Consider the following 25253-nt stretch of genomic DNA (forward strand, 5'->3'; position numbering starts at 1 on the left):
CGCGGATCCGGATCACCAGTCCGCCGGCGGCGGGGCGGGCCCCGGGAAGCCGGAACGACCTGCGGTGGGCGCGGCCGAGGGGATGGTGTGGCCGGACTCCGCAGTGACGGCAAGGCCCGGTCAGATGCCTACGGCAGCGGCCTCACCCCCCGTCAGGGCAACCAGCTCCTCGAAGGTGCTGCGGAACATGGCGTGCGGCAGCCCGGCGCCGGCCCACACCTGCGGATAGTCGGCCAGCGCGGTGTCCACCAGGGTCCGCAGCGGCGCGGGATGGCCGATGGGAGCCACCCCGCCCACCTCCTGCCCCGTGGCCTGGAGGACGAACTCCGGGGCGGCGCGCCGTACCTTGCGCACCCCGACGAGGCTCGCTGCCTTTTTCAGGTCCACACGGTGGCCGCCGCTGGCCACGATGAGCAGCGGCGTGCCGTCGGCCTCGAAGATGAGGCTGTTGGCGATGGCGCCGACCGGGCAGGACAGCTGCTCGGCGGCGGCAGCCGCGGTGGGCGCCGGGCTGGGCAGCTCGGTAATGCCACCGGGGTGGCCGTGCAGGGTCAGGGCCGTGCGGACAAGGTCCAGGACTGTCGTCACAGGTGCTCCAGTCGTAGGGATGGTTTGCTTCCCGGCAACGGGGCCACAAAGGTCAGCGGCGGTCGGGCACTCGAGCGGGCTAGCACACGACGAGGGTTGCACGAGTCTCGCCGTGAAGGCTCTCGTAGGAGTGAGGGCAGTCCGCAGTGAACGAGACAAGTCACCGGCGCGGAGATGCACCCGTCGGGCAGACTTCACTCCAGGACACGCTCGGAGGTAGCGCAATGGATTCGACCTCGGCCGCCGTGACCGGCGCTGCCGCTTTCACCTGGTTCGGCATGGTGGTCGCCATCTCCTTTATGGAGGCGCCACTGAAGTTCCGCGCGCCTGGTATCACCGTCCCTCTCGGCCTGGGCATCGGTCGGCTGGTCTTCCGCGCGCTGAATGTGGCCGAGACCGCCCTGGCCCTCACCGTCGTGGTCGCGGTGGCGGCAGGCTCGCCTCCGGTGCGGTTGGCGGTGCTCACTGGCGTGGTCGTGGTGCTGCTGGCCGCACAGCTGACCGCGATCCGGCCCGTCCTCAACCGACGCAGCGACCGGGTCCTCGCGGGCGAGAACCCTCCCCGCTCGCGTGCCCACCATCTCTATGTCGTGGTGGAGTCGCTGAAGGTCATAGCCCTGGTGGCTCTGGGCGTATCCGCGCTGGCCGCCGCCTGAGGGACGGCGACCCTGCCGAGGCCCGTGCGCGTGCTTCCTGCGCCAGGTCTTCAACATCATCTCCCCGCTGCTGCGACCGGTCAGCCGCACGGCGCTGATCCTGATCACCTGCTCCGATGACTTCCACAGACGGTTGTCGGTGAAGTACCCACAGTTGTGGTGGGAGGTGCCACACGCCTGCCGCGGCACCGGCGTGTCGTCGAGGGGCGGAAGCCTCAACCGGGATCACCTGCTGCGGGGAGCTAGACCCGCGGCCGCTGACCGGCGTACCCAAGGGCGACACCGAGCGCATCACCCCGCTCGCCGACAGCCGCGTACCCCAGCCGCCCCTCACCCGGACGGCTGTTATTGCACCGCACACGTTCCGCTTGTCCCGATCTCATGCCGTGCGCACGCTGATATCGGAGAATATTTGACAAACTGGGAAGAACAGGTGTGAGACAGATCGAACGGCGATGAAGAGCGACAAGGTGGTCATGGAGCCGGCACCGGGTGAGCCCGGGTGCCCACACGGTGCTGCCACGGCCGTCGTCAGCCCCGAGGGCATCGTGACGGGCTGGAGCGAAGAGGCCAGACGGCTGCTGGGCCACCAGGCGCGGGAGGTGGTGGGACGGGCCGCGGTGGAGCTGGTGGCCGCCACCGGAGCGTCCGACGCGGCCGGGTTCACCCCGGCCGGCTCGAGCGAATGGAGTGGCACGGCCGCGCTACGGCACCGGGACGGCCACCGCGTGGACGTCACGTTGCGGGCATATCCGTCGCTGGCCGGTGACGGCACGCTTCAGGGATACGTGCTGACCGCCGTGCCGTACGCCCCCGGGTCGCAGGACGAGCACCGGATGATGGACTGGGCGTTCACCCAGGCGTCCATCGGCATGTCCGCGTTCGACACGGCGTCGGGCAGGTGGCGACTGAACACCGCCGCCGCGGGGGCCGCCCCCGCGGCGGGCGGCGAAGGCGACGACGAGCAATTCCTGCGCCACATCCACCAAGTGGCCGAGCAGGGGAAACCGGCCCGGTTCGAGACCCGCACCCCCGCGCGGTCCTTCTCGCGTGAGCAGGCCCGGATCGTCGAGCTGTGGCCCGTCCGGGATCCCGCCTCCGGCCAGGTGTGCGGTGTCGGCACCGCAACGTTCGACAGCAGCCAACAGCACCGGGCCAGGCAGCGGCTGGCCCTGCTGAACGAGGCGGGCACCCGCATCGGCACCGCCTTGAAGGTGGTCCGCACCGCCCAGGAACTGGCCGACGCGGCCGTGCCCCGGCTCGCCGACTTCGCCAGCGTGGACCTGCTGGACTCCGTGCTCCAGGGGGAGGAGCCGGTGCCCGGGCCGGTCGGCGCCGACGTGAAGCTGCGCCGGGTCGCGCACCGGTCCCCCACCAGCGGCACACCCGAGGCGGCGGTGGCCCTCGGCGAGCTCGACACCTACCCCGCCTTCACGCCGCCCGCCCGCTGCCTGGTCACCGGGCGGCCGGTGCTCACCGACACGGACGACCCCGACTTCCTGCGCTGGATGGCCGTCCACGAGGCGCGGAGCGTCAGAGTGCGGGAGTACGGATACCACTCGATCATGGCAGCCCCGCTGCGAGCCCGCGGAATCACGCTCGGGGTGGCCATCTTCGCCAGGGGCCAGGACTCCGAACCGTTCGAGCAGGACGACCTGATCCTGGCCGAGGAGTTCGCCGACCGGGCCGCCATCGGCGTGGACAACGCTCGCCGCTATATCCGGGAGCGCTCCGCCGCACTGACCATGCAGCGCAGCCTGCTCCCCCGGCGGCTCCCGGCCCAGGCGGCCGTCCAGGCGGCCTTCCGCTACCTGCCGGCCGGATCGCGGGCCGGCGCCGGCGGCGACTGGTTCGACGTGGTGCCGTTGTCCGGCACCCGGGTCGCCCTGGTCGTCGGCGACGTGGTCGGCCACGGCATCCACGCCTCGGCCACCATGGGTCGGCTGCGTACGGCGGTGCGCACCCTCGCCGACGTCGACCTGCCCCCGGACGAACTGCTCACCCACCTCGACGACCTGGTCCGCCACCTGGACTCGGACGACGGCACCGGCGACCGGGGCACGGTCTCCGGCATGGACGCCGAAGAGGTCGGCGCCACCTGCCTGTACGCCGTCTACGACCCGGTCACGCGTGTCTGCACCATCGCGAGCGCCGGCCACCCGCCACCCGTCGCGCTGCTGCCCGACGGCACGGTCAGCGTGGTCCAGCTGTCCCCCGGACCGCTGCTGGGCATCGGGGGCCTGCCGTTCGAGGCCGCCGAAGTGGAGCTGCCCGAAGGCAGCCTGCTGGCCTTCTACACCGACGGCCTGATCGAGGGTCGCGACCACGACGTCGGCGCCGGCCTGGACCGGCTGTGCCGGGCGCTGGCCGACTGGTCCGCGCCCTCTCTGGAGGTCAGCTGCGACGCCATGCTCAAGGCCCTGCTCCCGCCGACCCCCGCCGATGACGTGGCCCTGCTGCTGGCCCGCACCCGCGCCCTGCACGCCGACCAGGTGGCCACCTGGGCGGTGCCGGCCAACCCGTCGATCGTCGCCGATGCCCGCGCCCAGGTCAGCCGCCAGCTCGCCGCCTGGAGGCTGGAGGAAGCCACGTCCGTCACCGAGCTGGTGGTGAGCGAGCTGGTGACCAATGCCATCCGGTACGGCGCGGTGCCCATCGGGCTGCGGCTGATCCGCGACCGCACCCTGATCTGCGAAGTCTCCGACGCCAGCAGCACGGCCCCGCACCTGCGCCGGGCCCGCGTGTACGACGAGGGCGGGCGCGGGCTGGACATGGTCGCCCAGCTCACCCAGAGCTGGGGCAGCCGGCAGACCCCGACCGGCAAGACGATCTGGGCCGAGCAGGCCCTCCCGGTTGACTGACGATGGCAGGCACCACGGGCGGCACACAGACCGGACCGGACCCGGCCCGAGCCCACGCCCTGGGACTGGTCTACCCACCGGCGGAACCGGACGGCACCTACACCGAACAGCAGCACGACTTCATCGGCGGCGTCGCCGAGGCGGCGGCCCGCTACGACTACGACATGCTGCTCTCCCCCAGCGTCACCGCGAGCGAGCCGTCGTTCCGGCGGATGGTCAGCCCCGGGCGGGTGGACGGCCTGATCGTCATGGAGATCCGGCTGCACGACGACCGCGTCGAACACCTCGCCAAGGCGGGTATCCCCTACGTCATCATCGGCCGCAACAGCACGGCGGACGCGACCGGCTGGGTCGATCTGGACTTCGTGGGCATGACCGCCGACTGCGTGCAGCACCTGGCCGACCTGGGCCACCGCAGGATCGCTTTCGTCAACCGCTCGGAGCGGCTCTTCGACAGCGGATACGGCCCGGCGCGTCTGAGCCTTGAGGGCTACACCAAGGCGATGGCGGCGCTCGGCCTGAGGGAGCACGCGTACCTGTGCGGCGACGACGACGCCTCCGGAGAGGCGGTCCTGGAGAAGATCCTGCTGGACGACCCGGCGACCACCTCGCTGGTCACCATGAACGAGGCCGCGCTGCGCGGGGTGTACCTCGGGCTGAAGCGGCACGGCCGGGTCGTGCCGCGGGACTTCTCGGTCGTCGGCGTGACGGCCGGCCGCTGGGTGGAGCAGACAAGCCTTCGGCTGTCCGCTATCGAGACACCCGTCGCGGAGATGAGCCGGGTCGCCGTGGACCTGCTGCGGGCACGGCTCATCTCGCCCGGCGCGCCGCCCCGGCACGTGCTGCTGAAACCCCTGGTCGCCCAGCGCGACAGCACCGGTCCGTGCCGTCGGGTGCCCGGCGAGGAACCCGACCTGGAGGAGCTGGAGTTCTGATCCCACACCCCTGCCGCCCCCGCCGAAACCTGGAGCGAGGCATGACACACACCACCGACCGCCGCAGCATCCTGCGCACCGCCGGCGCGGGCGCGGCGGCCCTGGGCCTGAGCGGGGTACTGGCCTCGTGCGACACGGGCGGCACGGGGAAGGCGCGCAAGCCGCGCACCGTCACGCTGACCTTATGGGACTACTTCACCCCAGCGAACTTCCAGCCGGGACTGAACGCCTTGATCGCCGGGATCGAGGCCCATGTCGCGGGGGTACGGATCCGACGGCGCGCCATCCCCTTCGCTGATCTCGTCAACGCCCTCACCCTGGCCGCGATCTCCGGCGACCTGCCCGACCTCGCCATCGTCGACAACGTCTCCATGAGCTCCCTGGGAGGAAACGGGCTGCTGGCCGACCTCACCAGCCGGGTCAAGAGCTGGGGCCAGGCACGCGCGTACTACCCCGGGCCCTGGGCAAGCTGCCAGATCGGCGGGAAGACCCTTGGCATCCCCAACAACAGCAACTGCCTCGCGCTCTACTACAACACCTCGATGCTGCACGACGCCGGGGTGACCCCTCCGACCAACTGGGACCAACTGGCCGACAGCGCCCGCCGGCTGACGACCCGCAACCGGTTCGGCCTGGCGATGAGCGCGATCCGGACCGAGGAGGGCGTCTTCCAGTTCCTGCCGTTCCTGTGGCAGAGCGGCGGCGACCTGGACACCTTCGCCACCTCCGGCCCCACTCCGCTGGCCTTCCTGAAGAACCTGATCGACAAGGGCTCGCTGTCGCGCGCGTGCGTGGGCTGGACCCAGGAGGACGTCAACGCCCGCTTCCTGAGCAGGCGGGCCGCCATGCAGATCAACGGGCCGTGGCAGATCCCCGTCCTCCGCAAGGCCCCCTTCGAGTGGAACGTCGTCGCCCTTCCCCGCGACAAGACGTCCGCCACGTGCCTGGGCGGCGAGAACTGGGTGGTGCTGGCGACCAGCGATCACCTGGACAAGGCGTGGCAGGTGCTGGAATACACCCAGCGGCCCTCGGTCCTGGTGCCGTACCTGGAGTCCCTCGGCGAACTGCCCGCCCGAAAGGACCTGGCCCACACCGGCACCTGGACGTCCGATCCCGTCCTGAATCTGTTCCTCAAACAACTCGCCATCGCCCGCCCGCGCCTGTACGGGCCGCACTACGCCGACATCTCCGAGGCCGTCGCCAAGGCCGAGCAGGCGGTTCTCACCGGCTCCGCCTCCCCGTCCGCCGCCGCGTCGGCCGCCGCGGTGAAGATCGACAAGGCGCTCGGATGAGCCGTCGACGTACTGCCCCGCTCGCCGTCCGCCGCCGCCGGACCGGCTACCTGTTCTCCCTGCCCGGACTGGCCTTCCTCGCGCTCCTGCTGGCCTACCCCCTGCTGTACAACGTGTGGACGTCCGTCCACGACGTCGGCCTGCGCAGCCAACTCGGCGGCCCCGCGCCCTTCAACGGGCTCGCCAACTACCGGTCCGTGCTCACCGACCCCGCCTTCTGGCGCGCGGTCCGGCTGTCGGCGCTCTTCACCGTGGGCTCGCTGGTCTTCCAGTTCTCCATCGGCTTCGCCCTGGCACTGCTGTTCGTCCGGCCCTTCCCGTTCAACGGCCTGCTCCGGTCGCTGCTGCTGATGGCCTGGCTGCTGCCCCCGATCGTCAGCGGCGCCCTCTTCCGCTGGATGCTCGAGGGCGACTCCGGCGCATACAACGCCCTGCTCCGCTCCACCGGCCTGGGTGCGCTGGCCCACGACTGGCTCACCGACCCGTCCACCGCACTGGGCTGCGTCATCATCGCCAACATCTGGGTCGGCGTTCCCTTCAACATGCTGTTGCTCCTGGTCGGGCTGCACGGCATCGACCCGGAGCTGTACGAGGCCGCCGCCATCGACGGCGCGGGCGCCTGGCAGCGCTTCCGCCGGATCACGCTGCCGCTGATGCGGCCGGTGTCGACGGCGGTGCTACTGCTCGGCCTGATCTACACCTTCAAGGTCTTCGACCTCATCTTCGTGATGACCGGTGGAGGGCCCGTAGACGCCACGACCGTCCTGTCCCTCTACGTCTACGAGGTCTTTTTCAGATTCTTCCGGTTCGGCCAGGGCGCCGCCACGGCTCTGCTGCTGCTCGTCGTGCCGCTGCTCACCGCCGCACTGTACGTACGCAGGCTGCGGCACGAAGGGGTGACGGCATGACCACCGTCCGGCGCCCCTGGCTGCGCACCGCGACCGCCGCGGTGGTCACCGCCGCGTTCCTGGTGCCCGTGCTATGGATGGTCTCCACCAGCTTCAAGAAGCCGGACCGGATCCTGGCCGCGTCCCCGCAATGGATCCCCGCACCGTTCACCGCCGAGAACTACTCGGCGGCCCTGGCCAACCCGGCGCTCCCCCGGGCCCTGCTCAACAGCCTGGTGATCTCCGGTGGCGTGGTCACCCTCACCCTCCTGCTGGCCGTCCCGCTCAGCTACGCCCTGGCCCGCATCCCGATGCGCGGCTCCGGCGCCATGATGCTGGCCCTGCTCATCACCCAGCTGCTGCCCGCCATCGTGCTGGCGGCGCCACTGTTCCTCCTGGAGCGCAAGACCGGGCTCCAGAACACGTACACCGGGCTCATCGCCGCGGACACCACTCTCACCCTGCCGTTCGCGGTGGTCGTCCTGCGCCCGCTGGTGCAGGGCATCCCCGTCGAGCTGGAGGAGGCTGCTCTGGTCGACGGCTGCGGGCCGCCCGGCGTGCTGGGGCACGTGGTACTGCCGCTGATGGCGCCCGGTCTGATTGCGGTTGCCGGGCTGTCCTTCCTGCTCGCCTGGGGCGAGTTCGTCTTCGGCCTCACGCTCGGCCAGACACCCGAGGTGCAGCCGGTCACCGTGGTCGTCAACAGCTTCGCGGGCCCGGTCCACATCGCCTGGGGGCCGCTCATGGCCACCGCCACCCTCGTCAGTGTGCCCGTGGTCTGCCTCTTCGCGATCCTCCACCGCTTCATCGTCGGCGGGCTCACCGCGGGAAGCGTCAAGGGGTGACATGGCCTCCTCCCTGCACCCTCGCGACCGCTTCCCCTTCATCGCGCCGCCACCGCCGCTGACCCCGGCGTACCCGGGCGCGACCGACCCGGTCGTGACCGGCTCCGTGACACGGATCCACGGGAACGGGGCGGCGCTGACCGTACGGACTGCCGCCGGCCGCGCCGGTGAGCTGCGGGTGCGGATCGGGGACGGGAACCTGATGCGGGTCACCCTGCGGATGGCGGACGTGTCGGCCGGACCGCGGACGGCGCTCGTACACGAGCCGGACCGGGCCGGTGTGCGGTGCGGTGTGACATGGTCGGAGCACGGGCTGGTGCTGCGCGCCGCCGCCCTCGGGGTGCGCATCCGGTACGCGCCCTTCGCCGTCGACCTGCTTGACGCCGAGGGCGAAGTACTGCTGCGTCAGGCGCCGTACACCACCGGGTCCAGCAGCGCCCCCGCAGCGCTGCCTCTGGGCGTCACCCCACTGGCCGACGGCCGCCTCGCCCACCACGCAAGCTGGTCCGCCGACCCCGACGAGCACTTCTACGGTCTCGGCGAACGTTTCACCGGCCTGGACCTGCGCGGGCAGCGGATCGACTGCTGGATCCAGGACGCCATGGGCTGCACCGGCACCCGCTCCTACGCGGCGGTCCCGTACCTGCTGTCCAGCCGGGGCTACGCCCTGCTCGTCGACACCACCACGGCCGCCGCCTTCGACCTCGCGCACACCAGCACCGCCGCCTGGTCGGTGACGGTCCCCGACGAGGTGCTCGACCTCTACCTGATCACCGGCGACCCCGGCCGTTGTCTGGCCGCCTACCGCGACCTGACCGGCCCTGCCCTGTGCCCGCCCAAGTGGGCCTTCGGGCCATGGATCTCCGGCGGATTCCAACCGGACAGCGCCGACGCGGTACGCGAGCGGGCCCGGCGGATCCGTGACCGCGGCTTCCCCTGCGACGTCCTGCACATCGACGCGTACTGGCAGCCGAACGGCTCCTGGTCCGATATGCGGTGGGACACCGGGTCCTTCCCCGACCCGGGCCTGCTCCACCAGGATCTGGCCCGGCAGGGTTTCAGGGTCTCGCTGTGGATGAACCCCTACATCGGGACCGGCAGCCCGTACTACGCCGAGGTCGAGCGGGCCGGCTGGTTCCTGCGCACCGCCGCGGGCGACACCTGGGTGGACCAGGTGTGGGGCGGCGGATACCACCCCCCGTGCGCTCTGCTGGACCTCACCCATCCCGGGGCCGCCGCCTGGTTCACCGGCCGGGTGCGCGAGGCGCTGGCGAGCGGCGCCGCCGTCCTCAAGACCGACTTCGGCGAAGCGATTCCCGCCGACGCGGTCGCCCACAACGGTATGACCGGGGACCGCCTGCACAACCTCTATCCGCTGCTCTACAACGACCTGGTCGCGGACGCCACCCGTGAGGTCACCGGCGGCTCCGGCCTGACCTGGGGCCGCTCATCGTGGACCGGTGGTCAGCGGCACGGCGCCAAATGGACCGGCGACCCCGACTCCGACTGGCCGGACCTCGCCGCCACCCTGCGCGCCGGGCTGTCCCTGTCGCTTTCCGGCCACCCGTTCTGGAGCCACGACATCGGCGGCTTCCACGGCACCCCGTCCCCCGAACTCTTCGTCCGCTGGGCGCAGTTCGGACTGCTGTCACCGCTCAGCCGGTTCCACGGGATCACCTCCCGGCTGCCCTGGGAGTTCGGCGAGAGCGCGTACGCGGCCGTCCTGCACGCGGCCCGACTGCGCATGAGCCTGCTCCCGTATGTGTACGCCGCCGCCGCAGACGCCGTCCGCACCGGCGAGCCGCTCGCCCGCCCAATGCCCTACGACCACCCGGACCGCCCCGACGCCCACACCGCCGACCTGCAGTACCTGCTCGGCCCCGACCTGCTGGTCGCCCCGCTCTACGCGCCGGGCGGGCGGCGCCAGGTCTGGTTCCCGCCCGGCGAGTGGCTGCCGTACACCGGCGGCGCACCCCGTACCGGTCCCGCCTGGCACTGCGTCGAACTGCCCCTGTCCACCTGCCCGCTGTGGCTGCGGGCCGGCAGCCTGTTGCTCACCACCACCCCCGCCGACCGGGCCGGCTCCACCCCTTTCGAGGACATCACCGCCACCTGGGTACGCCCCCTGGACACCGCACACGCCACCCTTCACGACACCGACGCCACCCACACCCCCCTCACCGCCCGCCTCACCGACGGCCACCTCACCCTCACCACCACCGCCGGCCCCCGCCTCCGCATCGCCGTCCTCGGCCATCCCGGCCCACCCCCGACCGCCGACCTGAACGGCGTCCCCGCAGCCGTGACGTCCACCGACCGCCTCGACCTGTGAGGCCCCCTCCCCGAAGCGGGGCCTTCATGGCGCGGCCTCGGCGGAGCAGGCCAGATCGACGAAGAGGGCGGAGGACCAGCCGAATCCGGGCGTGGCGCGGCCCGCACGGCGGCCGGTCAGAGGGTTCCAGTACTCGTAGAGACCGCCGCCATCGCGGACCATCGACAGGGTCCGTTCGCGCAGGTCGGCCGCTGCCTCGGGAAAGCCGGATCGGCTCAAGCCCTCAATCAGGAGGTAGTTGACGTTCAGCCAGACGGGTCCGCGCCACATCGCTTCGGGCTCGAACGCCGGGTCGGTGAAGGCGACGGTGGGCACGGGGCGGTCTGCCCAGAACTCCGGTGAGAGCAGGTCCGCGTGCAGGCGCTGGGCTATCTCCGCGGGCAGCCGCCCGGTGAACAGGGGCATCAGCTCCATGGGGGTGCGGACCGGAACGGGCCGTCCGCCGACGACGGTCGTGAAGCGGGTACCGGACCAGCGGAGCCGGATGAAGCGGGCGAGCAGGTCAGTGGCCTCGGCACGCCACACGGCAGCCTGGTCGGCGAAGTCGAGTGCAAGAGCGATCTCGGCCAGGCAGTGGTACTGGACGACGAGGTAGGACGCCAGGCACGGCAGGGCTCCCGACGAGCCGAAGTCCCAGACGGGGCTGTCGTCCAGGCCGGAGGAGTAGGGGTGGAGGTATTCGGGGAGGCCGTCCCCGTCGGGGTCGGAGCCGGTGAACCACCAGCGCTGGGCGGCGACCAACTTCGGGTAGACCCGGGCCAGATAGGCGCGGTCCGGGGAGACCTGGTGAATCTTCCACACGGCCCATGCCATGAGCGGCGGCTTGGTGACGGGGACGGGGAGGGGTGCGGTCGGTAGGCCGGCGCCGCGCGCTGAGCCGACGTGCTGGGCAAGACGTTCATGATCGGAGCGTGGCAGGTCGCTGGTCTCGGCGAGGACGCCCCGGTCGTGGACAACATCGGGGAGCTGTCCGTCCGGCAGCTGATGATTGAGGAAGGCATCGAGCTGGGCACGGGCAAGGTCCGGATCGGCGTGTCGCAGAGCTAGGGCGTGGAAGACCGAGTCCCAGTTCCACAGGCCGACATAGCCGTATTTCGACGGCACGACTCCCTCACTGCCGTCGATGGACAGCAGGTTGACGTGCAGGGTCCACCAGGCCATCAGAGCGCGTTCGCGCAGGTCGGCACGGACCGGCGGAAGGCGATCGGCCCAGAGACGCCAGCGCTCCTCCGCGGCGGATCGCACCTCGGCCTCCAACCAGCTCCCCCCTGCTGGGCCGATCAGGACATGGCAGCCGTCCAGATCGAGCGCGCAGGACTCGCCTACGGCGGTCGTCCACGTGGCCCGCGCGTCTGATCCTGCCAGGACCAACGTGTCGGGATCGGCGAACATCAGGGAGACGCCGCCGGCGAAGGTCACCTCGGTGGGCGAGGCCGCGGTGACAGGCAGCTCCTCGCCCGAGGAGCCGTGGATCCGCAGGCCGGTCAGCACGGTGGTCTCGGCGAGCTCGGTTTCGTATGCGGCGCGGGCGATCCACAGACCGTCCGAGCGGGCCATCACCAGCAGGCGGGAGCCACGGTCGGTGAAAGGGCGTTCGACGAGGTCGAGGGTGAGCATCAGCGACCTCCGAGGCCCGACAGGGCCATGCTGTTGAGGATCTTGCGCTGGCCGATGAGGAAAGCAATGAGCATCGGCACCACGGAGATGGTCGACAGGGCCATGGTGAGTCCGTAGTCGACCGCGCCGTGCTGGCCGGAGAACGAGCTGAGCAGCAGCGGCACGGTGAACAGCTCGGTGCTGTTCAGGAAGATCAGCGGGAACAGGAAAGAGTTCCAGCTGGCGAGGAACACGATGATCCCAAGCGTCCACAGACCTGGCCGGATGTTCGGCAGGATGATCCGCCAGAAGATCGTCCAGCGGCCGGCCCCGTCGATGCGTGCGGCTTCCTCCAGTTCGACGGGCACCGCCCGGATGAACTGGCGCAGCAGGAACACGGCGAACGGGTTGGCGACGGCCGGCAGGATCAGCGCGGTGTGCGAGTCCACGAGGTGCAGCTCGGCAAGCAGCAGGTACAGCGGCACTACGACGACTTGCGGCGGCACCATCTGGGTGGCGAGGAACAGCCCGAACAACAGCCCCGAGCCGCGGAACGTGATCCTTGCGAAGGCGTAGGCGGCCATCGCCGAGGTGAACAGAGTCAGTGCGACCGTCACACCCGCGATGTACAGGCTGTTCCAGTACGCCCTGCCGATCGGTACGTCTTCGACGACGTCCGCGTAGTTGGCGGGGCGCCACGGATGCGGGAGCCAGTCCAGCGGGCTCTGGATGACCTGCTGGACACCCTTGAACGAGGTCGACAACATCCACAGGAACGGGAAGACCATGACCAGCCCGCCGAGTATCAGAGCGGCGTGCAGCGAGGCCTGCCTCCAGTTGATTGTCATGATGGGCCTCAGCTGTCGTATTGGACCAAGCGCTTCTGCGCGGCGAACTGTACGAGTGTGACGAGCAGTGTCAGCACGAGCAGGATGAGCGCGGCGGCGCTGGACAGGCCGAACTCGAACTTGCGGAACCCCTGCTCGTAGACGTGGTAGACGATGGTCCGCGCACCTTCGTTGTGGGCCGGGTTGACCAGGACGTAGATCTGGTCGAACGCCTGGAACGAGCTGATCACCGAGACGACCGTGCAGAAGAAGATGGTGGGAGAGAGCATCGGCACGTAGATGCTGCGGAACATACGCCAGGGGCCCGCGCCGTCGATGCGGGCGGCCTCCAGGACATTCGGCGGTATGGTCGACAGCCCCGCAAGGAAGATGACCACGTTGAGGCCCAGCGACGACCAGATCGTCACAACCGCGATGGCGACGATCACCCACTCCGTGCTCATCAGCCAATCCGGCGGGGTGATGCCGAACAGATTCTGGATGGTGCCGTTGAGCACGCCGGTTCCGCCGGATGCCAGGATGACCTGCCAGATGACGCCGACGGCCACCGAACTGGTCACGACGGGCAGGAAGTAGACCACCCGGTAGACCGTGCGTCCCTTGATCGCTTGCAGTGTGAGGGCCAGCAGCAGCGCGATGAGCAGGCCGACCGGCACGGTCAGCACGGCGAGCATCATGGTGTTGAACACCGAACGGCCGAAGTCCCCGTCGTGCAGGAGCCGGGAGAAGTTGTCGAAGCCGATCCAGGACTTCGCACCCAGGCCGTCCCATTTCATGAACGCCAGGCCGAGTGCGAAGAACAGAGGCCCGACGAGGAAGACGAGGAGGAAGGAGAGCTGGGGGGCGAGGAAGAAAGCCGCCCACCAGCCGTCTTTCCGCCGTATGGCGGGTGTGCTCACCGAATCTCCTTGTCGACCAGCGCCTGGAGGTCGGTCAGCCCCTTGCCGAAGGCGACCTTGCCGGTCCAGACCTTGAGGAGCTGCTCGTTGATGGAAGCGGTCAGCCCCGGCACGGCGACCTCGTCGGGATAGTTGGCGAAGCCGGTGTCGCGGACATCGAGGAAGGTCTGCGCGTGCTTGGGGTAGCCGTCGAGCACAATGCTCTCGGCGCCCTTGACCGACGGGACCGCGCTGCCCCCCTTGAGGCGGATCTTCTGGCCTTCCTTGCTCACGAACTCGGTGAGGAAGGTGAACGCCTCCTTCGGGTGCGCGGTGTCCTTGTTGATGGCCAGGTACGAGGCGGCGACGGCGCCCCGCATCGGCTTGCCGTCCTGCGACGGGAACGGCACTATGTCGTAGTTGTCGAGGTCGCCGCCCTTCTTGATGTTGTCGATCACCCATCGGCCACCGGCGTAGAAGCCGGCCTGATGCCGGATGAACTGGGTTTCGGGTCCATTGCTCTCAGGCAGCTCATCGGCGGACAGGAAGGTCTTGTCCTGGTAGCCGTCGGCCAGGGTTTGGAGCGCCCGCCGGGACTTGGGGTTGGTGGTGGCGACGAACTTCCCACCGTCCCAGACCTTGCCGCCGAAACCGTTGATGACGCTGTAGGTGGAGCCGTACCAGTTCCAGAAGAGGGAACCGGCCTTGCCCGCGGCCTTCAGCTTGGCGTTCATGTCGAGGTACTTGGCCATGGTCCACTTGCCGGAGGCGTACAGGTCGGCGGGGTTCTCGGTGATTCCGGCAGCAGCCAGGGCCTTCTTGTCGAACCACAGGACCTCAGGATTGGTGTCGTTGGGCATGCCGTAGGTCACGGCGTCCTTCTTTGCTCCGCCGTAGATGCCTTCGAAGAAGTCCGCCGGCTTGGACTTGGAGGCAGGGCCGGCGAGGTCGGCGTCCAGGGGCTTGAGGACACCGGAGGACACGAACTTCCCGATGTTGTCGTCGCCGACGTAGAAGACGTCGGGTGCGGTCTTGGAGGTCAGCTGAGTGAGGAGCTTGGGGTGGTAGTCCTCGTACTCGGCGACAGGCTCGAGCTTGAGGTCGATGTCGGGGTGACGCTCTTCGAAGTCCTTCTCGAAGCCGTCGTAGACCTTGATGTCGTCCGCCGTTCCCCAGGTGGACCAGCGGATGGTGACCTTGCCGGAGCCGCTGGTACCGGTACTGCCGGATCCGGAGCAGGCGGTGAGGACGGCGGAGAGGCTGAGGGCCAGGACGGCCGTGACCTTATATCTCAATGTGGGTTCCTCTGAGGTTGGGCGAGCCCGCGGCCGTCGGCGGCGTGGCCGGTTACCGGCGCGCGGGTCGTGCTGTTGAGCGTGGTCTTGGAGGTGCGGGACGAAAGGGCGTTGCTGCCGCCTTCTGGCCCCAGGCGGCTCCCGTGTTCGCGAGGGAGCCCTGTCGGTCGAGGCGGAGGACGGTGGGGATGTCGGCGTAGAATCCGGCGATGTCCGGCGCGCCGATCGTGGCGAGCATCGCGGGTCGGATCGCCGGATCCGCGTTCGGGATTTCGGGGTGGGTCACGGCTCTCCCAGCTTGAGGACGACGGCGTCGTTGGCCGCCAGTTCCACCGCCCCTTGCGGGGTGTCGACCGTCTGGGCCCGGTGGCCGTGGTTGAGCAGGAACAGGTGGCCGTCGCGACGGCACATCTCGACGCCTTCGGGCAGGAGTCCGGTGGGGAGCCCGGCCTCGGTGAGGACGCGTTCGAGGATCGGGGACGTGTCGGTGGGCAGGCAGCTGACGTAGGTCGCTCTGCCGTGGCGGGTCACGGCGGGTCGGCCGTCGAGCGGGCCACCGGCATAGCGGACCAGTGGCTGTGCGCCGTCCAAGGTGATCCACTCCGACCAGAGGGTGGCTTGGGTGCCGTCGTCGAGCGCCTGGGTGATGCCGTCGGGGATCGGCCAGGGTTCCTCGACCCGGACGCCGAGGAGGCCGCGGAGCGGGCCAGGCGCTCCGCCGTCGTGAACCTGTTCGGCGGCGTCGACGACCCCGCTGAACGGGCCGACGATCAGATGGCCGCCATAGCCGGCGAGGGCGGCGGCGTACTCCGCCGTGCAGAGGTACAGGTTGGGGACGATGACGACCCGGTAGGAAGACAGGTCGCGGTCGGCAGGTGCCAGGTCGACGTCCAGGCCACGCCGCCGCAGCGGGGCGTACCAGGCGAGCAGCATGTCCTTCAGTTTCAGCCGGCCGGATGGCATCGACTCGGGGGCTTCCAGGCCCCACCAGCTCGGCCAGTCAAGGACCAGTGCGACGTCGGCACGGGTCCCGGTTCCGGCGACGGAGGCGAGCTTTTTCAGCTCGGCGCCGAGGGCGAGGGTCTCGCGCCACTGGCGGGTGTCGGTGCCGCCGTGAGGGAGCAGGGCCGAGTGGAACTTCTCCGGACCGTACTTCGCCTGGCGCCACTGGAAGAACATGACGCCGTCCGAGCCATGGGCCAGGGCCTGGAGGCTGTGCAGCCGCATGACTCCGGGCGCCTTGGGAACGTTGACCTCGCGCCAGCTGACCGCGCTCGGCGCCGATTCGAGCAGGAGCCATGGCTGCTGTTTGAGCGAGCGCATCAGGTCGTAGCTGAGGGCAATCGTGATGGGGGATTCGGGGTCGGCGGGGTCGGGATAGGCGTCGTCGCTGACGAAGTCCTCGGCCTGTGCCCACTTCCAGTAGTCCAGGTGGTACAGGACACTCATGAAGTTGGTGGTCACCGGGATGTCCGGGGTTACCTCGCGCAGCACCGCTTTCTCGGCTTCGAAGCACTCCAGCAGGGCGTCGCTCGAAAAGCGGCGCCAGTCGAGCAGCTGGGCCGGATTGACCGGGCCAGGTGCCCGGCGCGGCGGCTCGACCTGGCCGAAGTCTGTGTAGTGCTGGCCCCAGCATGAGGTACCCCAGGCTGTGTTCAGGCCCTCGATCGTCTGGTAGCGCCCGACGAGCCAGCGGCGGAAGTGGCGGGCCGACTCCGCGCAGAAGCACTCGACGGTGTGGTCGGCGTACTCGTTGGAGATGTGCCACATCGCCAGCGCCGGGTGCTCCTTGTAGCGTTGAGCGATCGCTCCGGCCAGGCGCACGGTGCTGGTCCGGAACACCGGCGACGATGGGCAGTAACCCTGGCGCGAGCCGAACTCGAGGACGGTGCCGCCGGCGTCGACGGGCCGGATCTCCGGGTGTTCGCGGACCAGCCACGGGGGCGGGGTGGCGGTGCCCGTCGCCAGGTCGGCGGCGATGCCGTGCTCGTGGAGGAGATCCATGATCCGGTCGAGCCAGCCGAAGTCGTGGACGCCGGGCGCCGGCTCCAGCCGCGACCACGCAAAGACCGCGACCGTCACGAGGTTCACCCCGGCTTCTGACATCAGCCGGACGTCCTCGTCCCACACCTCCTCCGGCCACTGCTCGGGGTTGTAGTCGCCGCCGAAAAGCAAGCCTGGCACGCGAGTGAGGCGGTCCGTCATCCCGCCGGTACCGCCCGTGGCGCAGCCGGGCAGCAAAGCTCGCCGAGTGGGTCTGGTTGCCACCCTTGCCTCCAGAAGCCTGCATTGCTAATCCTGTATACAGAACACTGAATGACAGATTCGTTCGTCAAGAGGTGGGAGCGGAAGAGCTTTCGGAGCGGCGGACCGGCATCGCGCGGCGAGCACCGCCGGAGCGGCGCGCCGGGAGTCGCCGGCACAACTGACAGTCCCAGCACTCAGGAAGCGAGAGAGGCAAGGATGGCGGAGCGAAGGCCCTATATCCACCCCTATATACCCAACTCGGTGCCGACCGTACGGAAGTCGATGCTCGACGCGATCGGTGCGGCGGACGTGGAGGACTTCTACGCCGACATCCCCGACGCCATCCGGCTCAAGCGCCCACTCGACCTGCCCGTCCCCCTGCATTCGGAAGCGGAACTGACCCGCCATGTCGAGGGGTTGCTGAGCCGCAACACCTCAACCCGGCAGCTGCTGAGCTTCCTCGGCGCCGGCTGCTACCAGCACCACGTACCGGCCGTCGTCGACGAGGTGGTCAACCGCAGCGAGTTCCTCACCGCCTACGCCGGCGAGCCCTACGAGGACCACGGCCGCTTCCAGGCCCTGTGGGAGTACCAGTCGCTGATGGCCGAGCTGCTGGAGACGGATGTCGTCAACGTCCCCGTCTACGACGGCTTCCAGGCCACCGCCACCGCCCTGCGGATGGCCGCCCGCGCCACCGGCCTCACCCGGCTGGTGGTAGCCACCGCCATCGACCCGGACAAGCTCTCCAAGGTCGCCGACTACGTACGCCCGGGCCACGAGCTGGTCGTCGTCCCCGTCGACCCCGCCACCGGCCGAGCCGACCTCGCGGCGGTACGCGAGGGCCTGGACGGCGGCGACGTCGCGGCGCTGTACGCGGAATCCCCCTCGTACACCGGCCTCATCGACCCCGCGCTCGCGCAACTGGGCGAGATCGCCCACGCCGCCGACGCGCTGTACGTCGTCGGCTGCAACCCGCTCTCCCTCGGTGTCCTCGCCCCGCCTTCCGCGTACGGCGCCGACATCACCTGCGGTGACATCCAACCGCTGGGCATCCACATGAGCTTCGGCGGCGGCAACGCCGGCTTCATCGCCACCCGGGACGACGAGGACCTGGTCGCCGAGTACCCCTCGCGGCTGTTCGGCCTGGTCCCGACCGCCGTAGAAGGTGAGTTCGGCTTCGGCGACGTGGCCTACGGCCGTACCTCCTTCGCGATCCGCGAGGAGGGCAAGGAGTGGGTGGGCACCGCCGCCGCGCTGCACGGCATCGCCGCCGGCGTCTACCTGTCCCTGATGGGCCCGCAGGGCATGCGCGAGATCGGCGAGACGATCCTCGCCAACACCGCCTACGCGCGCGGACGGCTGGCGGACGTCCCCGGCATCGAGGTACCGGACCCGGACGCCGTCCACTTCGCTGACTTCCCGATCCGTCTCACCGGCAGCCTGACCGCCGAGCGCGTCTCGGAGGAGCTGCTGCGCCGCGGCATCCTCGGCGGTACGCCGCTGGCCGACAGCCGCGCGTTGCTGTTCTGCGTCACCGAAGTGCACACCCGGACCGACATCGACCGGCTCGCCGACACCCTGAAGGAGATCGCCCAGTGAGTGCCGCCCGCCCGTCCGTCCCCGTCTCGCCCAAGGACGCCCGGATCGCCGTCAAGCCGCGGCTGCGCCGCTTCCACCAGGCTCGCTGGGACGAGAAGCTGATCTTCGAGCTGGGCTCCCCCGGCGAGCGCGGCGTCCTGATCCCGGCCCCCGACCCGCAAGTCGCCGCCGAGGTCGGCGACCCGGCCGCCGCCCTGCCCACGGCGCTGCGCCGCACCGTTCCCCCCGCCTTGCCCGAGCTGTCCCAGAACCAGGTGCTGCGCCACTACCTGCGGCTATCGCAGGAGAACCTGGGCGCCGACCTCAACATCGACGTCGGTCAGGGCACCTGCACCATGAAGTACAGCCCCAAGGTCAACGACCAGTTCGTCCGCGACCCGCGGATCGCCGAACTGCACCCGCGCCAGCACGAGGACACCGTGCAGGGCGTCCTGGAGATCGTCCACCGCCTCGAGGGGCTGCTCGCGGAGATCTCCGGCATGGACCGCGTCACTCTTCAGCCCGGCGCCGGCTCCGCCGCCATCTATACCAACGTGGCCATGATCCGCGCCTACTTCGCTGCCAAGGGCGATCCGGAGCGCGACGAGATCATCACCACCATCTTCTCCCACCCCTCCAACGCCGCCTGCGCCAAGACCGCCGGCTTCAAAGTGATCACCCTCCACCCGGACGCCGACGGCTACCCCGACATCGAGGCGCTCAAGGCAGCCGTCGGCCCCCGCACCGCGGCCCTGCTGATCACCAACCCCGAGGACACCGGCATCTACAATCCGCGGATCGAGGAGTTCGTCCGCATCGTGCACGAGGCCGGCGGGCTCTGCTCCTACGACCAGGCCAACGCCAACGGAATCCTCGGCATCACCCGCGCCCGCGACGCGGGCTTCGACCTGTGCCACTTCAACCTGCACAAGACCTTCTCCACCCCGCACGCCTGTGGCGGCCCGGCGGCTGGTGCCTGCGGGGTGACCGAGGAGCTGGCGCCCTTCCTGCCGCGGCCGACGGTCGCGTACGACGGGTCGCGCTACACCCTCGACGACGACCGGCCCGACTCGGTTGGCAAGATGCGCCCCTTCTATGGGGTGGTGCCGAACCTGGTGCGGGCCTACGCCTGGATCATGGCGCTGGGTGCCGAAGGGCTGCGTGAAGCGGCGGAGATCGCCGTGCTCAACAACAACTACCTGATGCACCAGGTCCTGAAGATCCGCGGCGTCAGCATGCCCTACGCCGCCGGGCGCCCGCGGGTGGAGCAGGCGCGCTACAGCTGGGAACAGCTGCACGCCGACACCGGCCTGCACAGCGAGGACCTGGGGCTGCGGGCTGCGGACTTCGGCACCCACTACTGGACCAGCCACCACCCGTACGTCGTGCCGGAGCCGATGACGCTGGAGCCCACGGAGTCGTACTCCCGGGCAGACCTGGACGAGTACGCGGCGATCCTCGCCGAGGTCGCCCGGGAGGCATACGAGGACCCGGAGACCGTACGCACCGCGCCGCACCGCTCGACCGTCCACCGGGTCAAGGAGGACTCCCTGGAGGACCCCGCCACCTGGGCCGTGACATGGCGGGCGTACCGGCGGAAGGTCCTCGGCGCGTGACACCCCCGCGTATCGGCCTCGTCGTCAATCCGGTCGCCGGTCTCGGCGGCCGGGTGGGCCTCAAGGGCAGCGACGGCCGCGACGTACAGGCCCGGGCGCTTGCGATGGGCGCCGTCCCGCAGGCCGGCGAGCGCGCGGCGGCGGCGCTGGCTGAACTGCGGGGCCGCGGCGCGGACTGCGAACTGCTCACGGCCGGCGGGGAGATGGGGGCGCACGCCGCACAGGCAGCGGGGTGGAGCACGCGGACGGTGTACACCCCGGGGCCGGACAGCGGCCCCGAGGACACCGTAGCCGCGGTCCGGGCGCTGCGTGCCGAGGGCGTGGGGCTGGTGCTCTTCGCCGGTGGGGACGGGACGGCGCGCGATGTGCTGGACGGGCTGGGGCAGGACCGCGTTATGGACGGCCGGCCGCTCCCTGCCCTGGGCATCCCGACCGGCGTCAAGATGCACTCCGCCGTCTTCGCCGTCACCCCCCGGGCCGCCGGCGAGACCGCTGCGGCCTGGGCCGGTGGCGGCGGGCAGGCGCGGCTGCGGCTGCGGGCGGCGGAGGTCATGGACCGGGACGAGGAGGCGTTGCGCCGTGGGGAGCTGACCGCGCGGCTGTACGGCTGGCTCACCGTGCCGGACCTCCCCGCCCGGATCCAGCAGCGCAAGTCCGGCGCTCCCGCCGCCGACCCCGCCGCCACCGGCGGAATCGCCGCCGAGCTGGCCGCCCTGATACCCGCGGGCGCCCCACTGATCCTCGGCCCCGGCAGCACCACCCACGCCGTGGCCGCCGCGCTGGGCGCCGACGTGGCGCTGACAGGCGTGAACGCCATCGCACTCCGGGACGGCACGGCGACCGTGCTGGCCCGCGACGCCGCCACCGCGGACCTGGAGGTACTCATCCGCCAGGGCCCACCGCCCTGCATCGCCCTCTCCCCCATCGGCGGCCAGGGCTTCCTGCTCGGCCGCGGCAACCAGCAGATCTCCCCCGCCCTGCTGCGCGCCGCAGGACGCGACCGCCTGCTTGTGCTGTGCACGGAAGCCAAGCTTGCCGCGCTCGGCGGCCGTCCCCTGCTGGCCGACACCGGCGATCCGGTTCTGAACGCCGCACTGGGCGGCTACCTGCCGGTGATCACCGGCCGAGGCAGCACCTCCCCGTATCGCCTCACCAGCTAGAACCTCAGCTCTGGTAAAGAACCCACACCACGTAAAGGAACACACACATGATCAACCTCGACGGTAAACGCGCCATCGTCACCGGCGCCGCCTCCGGCATCGGCCGGGCTACCGCCGGCGTCCTCGCCGACCTGGGCGCCCGAGTCGTCCTGGCCGATATCGACCAGGAGGCCGGCGAGCAGGCCGCAAAGGAGACCGGCGGCACCTTCGTCCGCTGCGACGTCTCCCGCAGCACGGACTGCGAGACCGTCGTCCGGGCCGCGACCGCGAGCCACGGCGGCGTCGACGTGCTCTTCAACAACGCCGGAATCATCCGGCGCTCCACCGTGCTGGAGATCACCGAGGACGACTGGGACCTGGTGATGGCCGTCAACATCAAGTCCATCATGCTGATGAGCCGGCTGGTCATCCCACTGATGATGGAGGCCGGCGGCGGCAGCATCGTCAACACCGGATCCGGCTGGGGCATCAAGGGCGGTGGCCGGGCGATCTCGTACTGCGCTTCCAAGGGCGCCGTGGTGAACATGACTCGCGCCATGGCCATCGACCACGGCCCGGCGAACATCCGCGTCAACTGTGTCTGCCCCGGCGACACCCATACGGGCATGCTCGCCGACGAGGCCCGCCAGCTGGGTGAGAGCGCCGAACTCTTCTACACCGAGGCCGCCGACCGCCCGCTGGGCCGGATAGGCCAGCCCCGCGACATCGCCCAGACCGTGGCATTCCTGGCAAGCGACGCCTCCGCCTTCGTCAGTGGCGCCGTGATTGCCGTGGACGGTGCCGGTACCGCGTGAGCCGGCGCAGCGCCATCCCAGATAATGGACCAGACCGAAGGAAAGGGCCGACCATCCATGGCGATCGATAGGCGTCCGCTGCGCGAGCAGGTCAAGGAGGAGCTTCTGGCACGCCTCGCCGCCGGCGGGTTCACCCCCGACGAGCCGATCAACGAGATCCAGCTCGCGGCCGAGTTGGGGGTGAGCCGTACGCCGCTGCGCGAAGCGCTGATCACGCTGGAGCGCGAGGGCGTCATCACCAGCCGGCGCGGCAAGGGCTTCAGCTTCACGCCGATGAGCCCACAGGAGTTCCATGACCTCACGGAGATCGTGGTGACGCTGGAGTCCCTGGCCCTGCGATCCACCGATCCGGAGTACCTCGCCGACATCGCGCCGCGGCTGTTGGAGGAGGCCCGCTCCTTCTCCGAACCCGCCGCCCCGCACGAGGTGATCGAGCGTTACGACGACGCCTGGCACGACTTACTCCTCTCCGGCTGCCGCAACGAGCGGCTCATGGACCTCGTCACCTCGCTCAAGCTGACCATGCACCGTTACGAGCGGGTGGTGGTTGGCGACGAGGACATCCTGGAGCGCTCGGCGCAGGAGCACGAGCAGATCGCGGAGTGCCTGCTGCGGGGCGATGTGCCGGCCGCGGTGAAGGCGCTGGAGCAAAACTGGTTCAGCGGGCGCGACCGGATCCTGGAACGGCTGAAGGCCAACGCCAGGAAGGCTGAGCAGCGGGGCACCCACCCCATGGCTTGAGCGCGGGGTGTGCCTTCCAGAGCTTCACCAGTACGGGATCCCCCCCCGTTGAAGTCCTGGCGGGCCATCAGCGGCTGACCTCTAAGACTGCAAGATCCCTGACAGAGTCACGCTAGGGCTGAGCGCTGGACGCGGGCGCGTTGAGGTTCTTGTGGACCGCGCGGGCGATGGCCTCGATGTTGGTGATGCCGTCGTCCATCGTGGCGTTGTCCTGCGAGAGCACCGTGATCGTGTAGTCGTGGCCGCCGCCGGTGAAAGCGCCGAGGCTGTGCACACGCCAGCCGTTTGTGGCCCGCTCCAGCCAGCCGTTCTTCACATGCACCTGTGCGTCGCCCGGCGCACCGGCCGGGGTCCCCCAGCGCTGCGAGGGGATGACCTCACCGGTCAGCTTCAGGATGTAGGCGCGGGAGTCCTCGCTGAGCACCGGGTTCGCGTGGGTCACCAGCTGGAGGAGCTTTTCCTCATCGTTGGCGGTGATCTGGGTGAGCCCCCAGTGACCCTCGCTGTCGAGGGCGGTGTTGGTCATGCCCGCGGCCTGCAAGAACCCGTTGATCTTGTCCGCCCCGAGCTGCTTCCACAGCGCGGTGGTGGCATCGTTGTCAGACTTCGTGATCATGGCGGTGGCACGACCCTTCTCCTCCTGCGTCAGGGCGCGATTGTCCTTCTGCGCGTCCCACAGCAGCGCGGCGAGCACGGTCACCTTGACCGTGCTCGCGGAGTCGAACTTCCGGTCCGCATCGAGAGTGCAGGTGGTGTTCGTGGTGCGGTCGTGGAGGCTGATCGCCGTCGTGGTGGCGGAGCCGTCCAGTGCGGAGTTGATGTCTTCGGAGAGCTTGTCGGCGAGTTCCGGCTTGTCCGAGGTGCAGATCGCCGCCTGCGGGGCAGCTGCGTGAGCTGACCCCACAGAGGCGATCGTCGGCACGAGTGCCCCTGCGGCCAGCGCCGCTCGTGACCCCAGGGTGGTACGGGGAAGCTGGGATATTCGTCGGTGTCGCCCCATGGTGTGCTTGTCCATTCGTTCGTGGTGCAGTTCGTCACGCGGGGGCCTTCGTTCCGTTGCGAAGACATCCCGGTGCTCTCGCCCTGGATGACGAGTCAGCGGCAGGCGAGGTAGAAGAACGCGGCCGATGGTTACAAGATCACTCCACAATGGGCACAACACCCCCGTAACCCGGCACGGTGCGAACGAGACAGGCCCAGTTCCTGGGGTTGAGACCTGTAAAACCTCCTTCCTGGCTGGTCGGCGCTTCGACCATGGGTGCTCGGGCGGCGGAGCCGTGGTGTCGGTGGCATATCGGGGGCTGTCAGTCCGGTGTCGGCGGCATATCGGGGACGGTCGGTTCGATGTCGCCGGGGTTCCGTTTTCCTCTCCTCACCCGAGTTCAAGGAGCGCACATGACGATCACTGTCCGACCGGGAAGCACCGTGATGTTCACCGGTGATTCGATCACCGACTGCCAACGGCTGGAGAGCGAAGACGGTCTCGGGTTCGGCTACCCGCTGCGCGTCGCGGGCGAGTGGGGACTCCGGCACCCGGACCGGCCCGTGACCTGGCTGAACACCGCGAACGGGGGCGACAAGGTGATGGACCTCGAAGCTCGCTGGCAGACAGACGTACTCGATGCCCGCCCGGACGTGGTGTCAATCCTCGTCGGGGTCAACGACATGGGCTGGCACACGCTGGACCCGAAGGGGTACGTGATCCCCGTGGAGGAGTTCGAGGCGGGTTATGACCGCCTGCTCGCACCCCTCGCCGAGGCGGGCACGAAGCTGATTCTCATCGAGCCGTTCCTCCTGCCGATCCACGGCGTCGTCGAGGCCGGTGCCGGTGTCGCGCTCATCGGAGAGGAAGAGCGCAAGGAATGGCGCGCCGACCTGGACCCGAAGATCCAGGTCGTGCGCACACTCGCCCGCACGTACGGCGCGCATCTGCTCGCCGCCGACGGCATGTTCGCCGGGCTCACCGCGACGACCGGGCCGGAGTACTGGGCCGCGGACGGCGTACATCCGACGCCGGCCGGTCACGCCGCACTCGCGGCGGCCTGGCTGCGCCTCGTCGCGTGACCAGGGCTCGCGATCACCCGTGACACCGGCGATCGCGAGG

The 25253-nt window shown here is 69.9% G+C and carries 20 protein-coding genes; 13 read left to right on the forward strand and 7 right to left on the reverse strand.

Features of this window, described 5'->3' with window-relative positions; translation table 11 throughout:
• Positions 1 to 120: 120 nt before the first annotated feature.
• Positions 121 to 588, reverse strand: a complete 468-nt coding sequence (locus tag JK363_RS34960; RefSeq protein ID WP_307821986.1) for a YbaK/EbsC family protein — start codon at positions 586 to 588, stop codon at positions 121 to 123.
• A gap of 224 nt (positions 589 to 812) precedes the next feature.
• Between JK363_RS34960 and JK363_RS34965 the strand changes: the two genes are divergently transcribed.
• From JK363_RS34965 to JK363_RS34995, 7 genes are all read left to right on the forward strand, one after another.
• Positions 813 to 1244 (forward strand): hypothetical protein, encoded by a 432-nt coding sequence (locus JK363_RS34965; protein ID WP_201881526.1) that lies wholly within the window; start codon positions 813 to 815, stop codon positions 1242 to 1244.
• Positions 1245 to 1699: 455 nt separating this feature from the next.
• Positions 1700 to 4105, forward strand: a complete 2406-nt coding sequence (locus JK363_RS34970) for an ATP-binding SpoIIE family protein phosphatase (RefSeq protein WP_236076340.1) — start codon at positions 1700 to 1702, stop codon at positions 4103 to 4105.
• A gap of 2 nt (positions 4106 to 4107) precedes the next feature.
• Positions 4108 to 5040 (forward strand): LacI family DNA-binding transcriptional regulator, encoded by a 933-nt coding sequence (locus JK363_RS34975; protein WP_201881534.1) that lies wholly within the window; start codon positions 4108 to 4110, stop codon positions 5038 to 5040.
• 41 nt (positions 5041 to 5081) lie between these two features.
• Positions 5082 to 6332, forward strand: a complete 1251-nt coding sequence (locus JK363_RS34980; protein WP_201881536.1) for a sugar ABC transporter substrate-binding protein — start codon at positions 5082 to 5084, stop codon at positions 6330 to 6332.
• Positions 6329 to 7240 carry a carbohydrate ABC transporter permease gene (locus JK363_RS34985; RefSeq protein ID WP_201881538.1) on the forward strand — a complete coding sequence of 304 codons (912 nt, stop codon included), beginning with the start codon at positions 6329 to 6331 and terminating at the stop codon, positions 7238 to 7240. The genes JK363_RS34980 and JK363_RS34985 overlap by 4 nt, the downstream gene beginning before the upstream one ends.
• Positions 7237 to 8064, forward strand: coding sequence for a carbohydrate ABC transporter permease (locus JK363_RS34990; protein WP_201881540.1), 828 nt, complete (start codon positions 7237 to 7239; stop codon positions 8062 to 8064). The genes JK363_RS34985 and JK363_RS34990 overlap by 4 nt, the downstream gene beginning before the upstream one ends.
• Position 8065: 1 nt before the next feature.
• A complete protein-coding gene (locus JK363_RS34995) occupies positions 8066 to 10396 on the forward strand; it encodes a TIM-barrel domain-containing protein (RefSeq protein WP_201881542.1) in 2331 nt (776 codons plus the stop codon).
• A 24-nt stretch (positions 10397 to 10420) separates the two neighbouring features.
• Here JK363_RS34995 and JK363_RS35000 read toward each other — a convergent pair whose 3' ends face one another.
• The 5 genes from JK363_RS35000 to JK363_RS35020 form a co-directional block, all read right to left on the reverse strand.
• Positions 10421 to 12013, reverse strand: coding sequence for an amylo-alpha-1,6-glucosidase (locus JK363_RS35000; RefSeq protein WP_201881548.1), 1593 nt, complete (start codon positions 12011 to 12013; stop codon positions 10421 to 10423).
• Positions 12013 to 12840 (reverse strand): carbohydrate ABC transporter permease, encoded by an 828-nt coding sequence (locus tag JK363_RS35005; protein WP_201881549.1) that lies wholly within the window; start codon positions 12838 to 12840, stop codon positions 12013 to 12015. The genes JK363_RS35000 and JK363_RS35005 overlap by 1 nt, the downstream gene beginning before the upstream one ends.
• An 8-nt stretch (positions 12841 to 12848) precedes the next feature.
• On the reverse strand, positions 12849 to 13739 hold the full coding sequence (locus tag JK363_RS35010) for a carbohydrate ABC transporter permease (RefSeq protein ID WP_307821987.1): 891 nt from the start codon (positions 13737 to 13739) through the stop codon (positions 12849 to 12851).
• Positions 13736 to 15013 carry an ABC transporter substrate-binding protein gene (locus JK363_RS35015; protein WP_201881550.1) on the reverse strand — a complete coding sequence of 426 codons (1278 nt, stop codon included), beginning with the start codon at positions 15011 to 15013 and terminating at the stop codon, positions 13736 to 13738. The genes JK363_RS35010 and JK363_RS35015 overlap by 4 nt, the downstream gene beginning before the upstream one ends.
• 282 nt (positions 15014 to 15295) lie before the next feature.
• Positions 15296 to 17197 carry a beta-galactosidase gene (locus JK363_RS35020; protein ID WP_201881551.1) on the reverse strand — a complete coding sequence of 634 codons (1902 nt, stop codon included), beginning with the start codon at positions 17195 to 17197 and terminating at the stop codon, positions 15296 to 15298.
• A 279-nt stretch (positions 17198 to 17476) separates the two neighbouring features.
• Here JK363_RS35020 and gcvPA point away from each other — a divergent pair, with 279 nt between their 5' ends.
• The 5 genes from gcvPA to JK363_RS35045 are packed head-to-tail and all read left to right on the forward strand — an operon-like array spanning position 17477 to position 23149.
• The gene (gene gcvPA / locus JK363_RS35025) at positions 17477 to 18859 is read left to right on the forward strand and encodes an aminomethyl-transferring glycine dehydrogenase subunit GcvPA (protein ID WP_201881553.1); all 1383 of its coding nucleotides are present in this window, start codon (positions 17477 to 17479) and stop codon (positions 18857 to 18859) included.
• A complete protein-coding gene (gene gcvPB, locus JK363_RS35030) occupies positions 18856 to 20454 on the forward strand; it encodes an aminomethyl-transferring glycine dehydrogenase subunit GcvPB (RefSeq protein WP_307821988.1) in 1599 nt (532 codons plus the stop codon). Before gcvPA ends, gcvPB begins: the two co-directional genes overlap by 4 nt.
• A complete protein-coding gene (locus JK363_RS35035; RefSeq protein ID WP_307821989.1) occupies positions 20451 to 21614 on the forward strand; it encodes an ATP-NAD kinase family protein in 1164 nt (387 codons plus the stop codon). The genes gcvPB and JK363_RS35035 overlap by 4 nt, the downstream gene beginning before the upstream one ends.
• 47 nt (positions 21615 to 21661) lie before the next feature.
• The gene (locus tag JK363_RS35040; RefSeq protein ID WP_201881557.1) at positions 21662 to 22408 is read left to right on the forward strand and encodes an SDR family NAD(P)-dependent oxidoreductase; all 747 of its coding nucleotides are present in this window, start codon (positions 21662 to 21664) and stop codon (positions 22406 to 22408) included.
• A gap of 57 nt (positions 22409 to 22465) precedes the next feature.
• Positions 22466 to 23149, forward strand: coding sequence for a GntR family transcriptional regulator (locus tag JK363_RS35045; RefSeq protein ID WP_201881559.1), 684 nt, complete (start codon positions 22466 to 22468; stop codon positions 23147 to 23149).
• 112 nt (positions 23150 to 23261) lie between these two features.
• On the opposite strand, the gene JK363_RS35050 is transcribed toward JK363_RS35045, so the two are convergent.
• Entirely contained in the window at positions 23262 to 24149 is an 888-nt protein-coding gene (locus JK363_RS35050) for a serine hydrolase (RefSeq protein ID WP_201881599.1), read from the reverse strand.
• 395 nt (positions 24150 to 24544) lie between these two features.
• On the opposite strand from JK363_RS35050, the gene JK363_RS35055 reads away from it, so the two are divergent.
• On the forward strand, positions 24545 to 25213 hold the full coding sequence (locus JK363_RS35055; protein WP_201881561.1) for a GDSL-type esterase/lipase family protein: 669 nt from the start codon (positions 24545 to 24547) through the stop codon (positions 25211 to 25213).
• Positions 25214 to 25253 lie beyond the last annotated feature (40 nt).

Source organism: Streptomyces coffeae (genome assembly GCF_016741875.1).
GTDB lineage: Bacteria > Actinomycetota > Actinomycetes > Streptomycetales > Streptomycetaceae > Streptomyces > Streptomyces coffeae.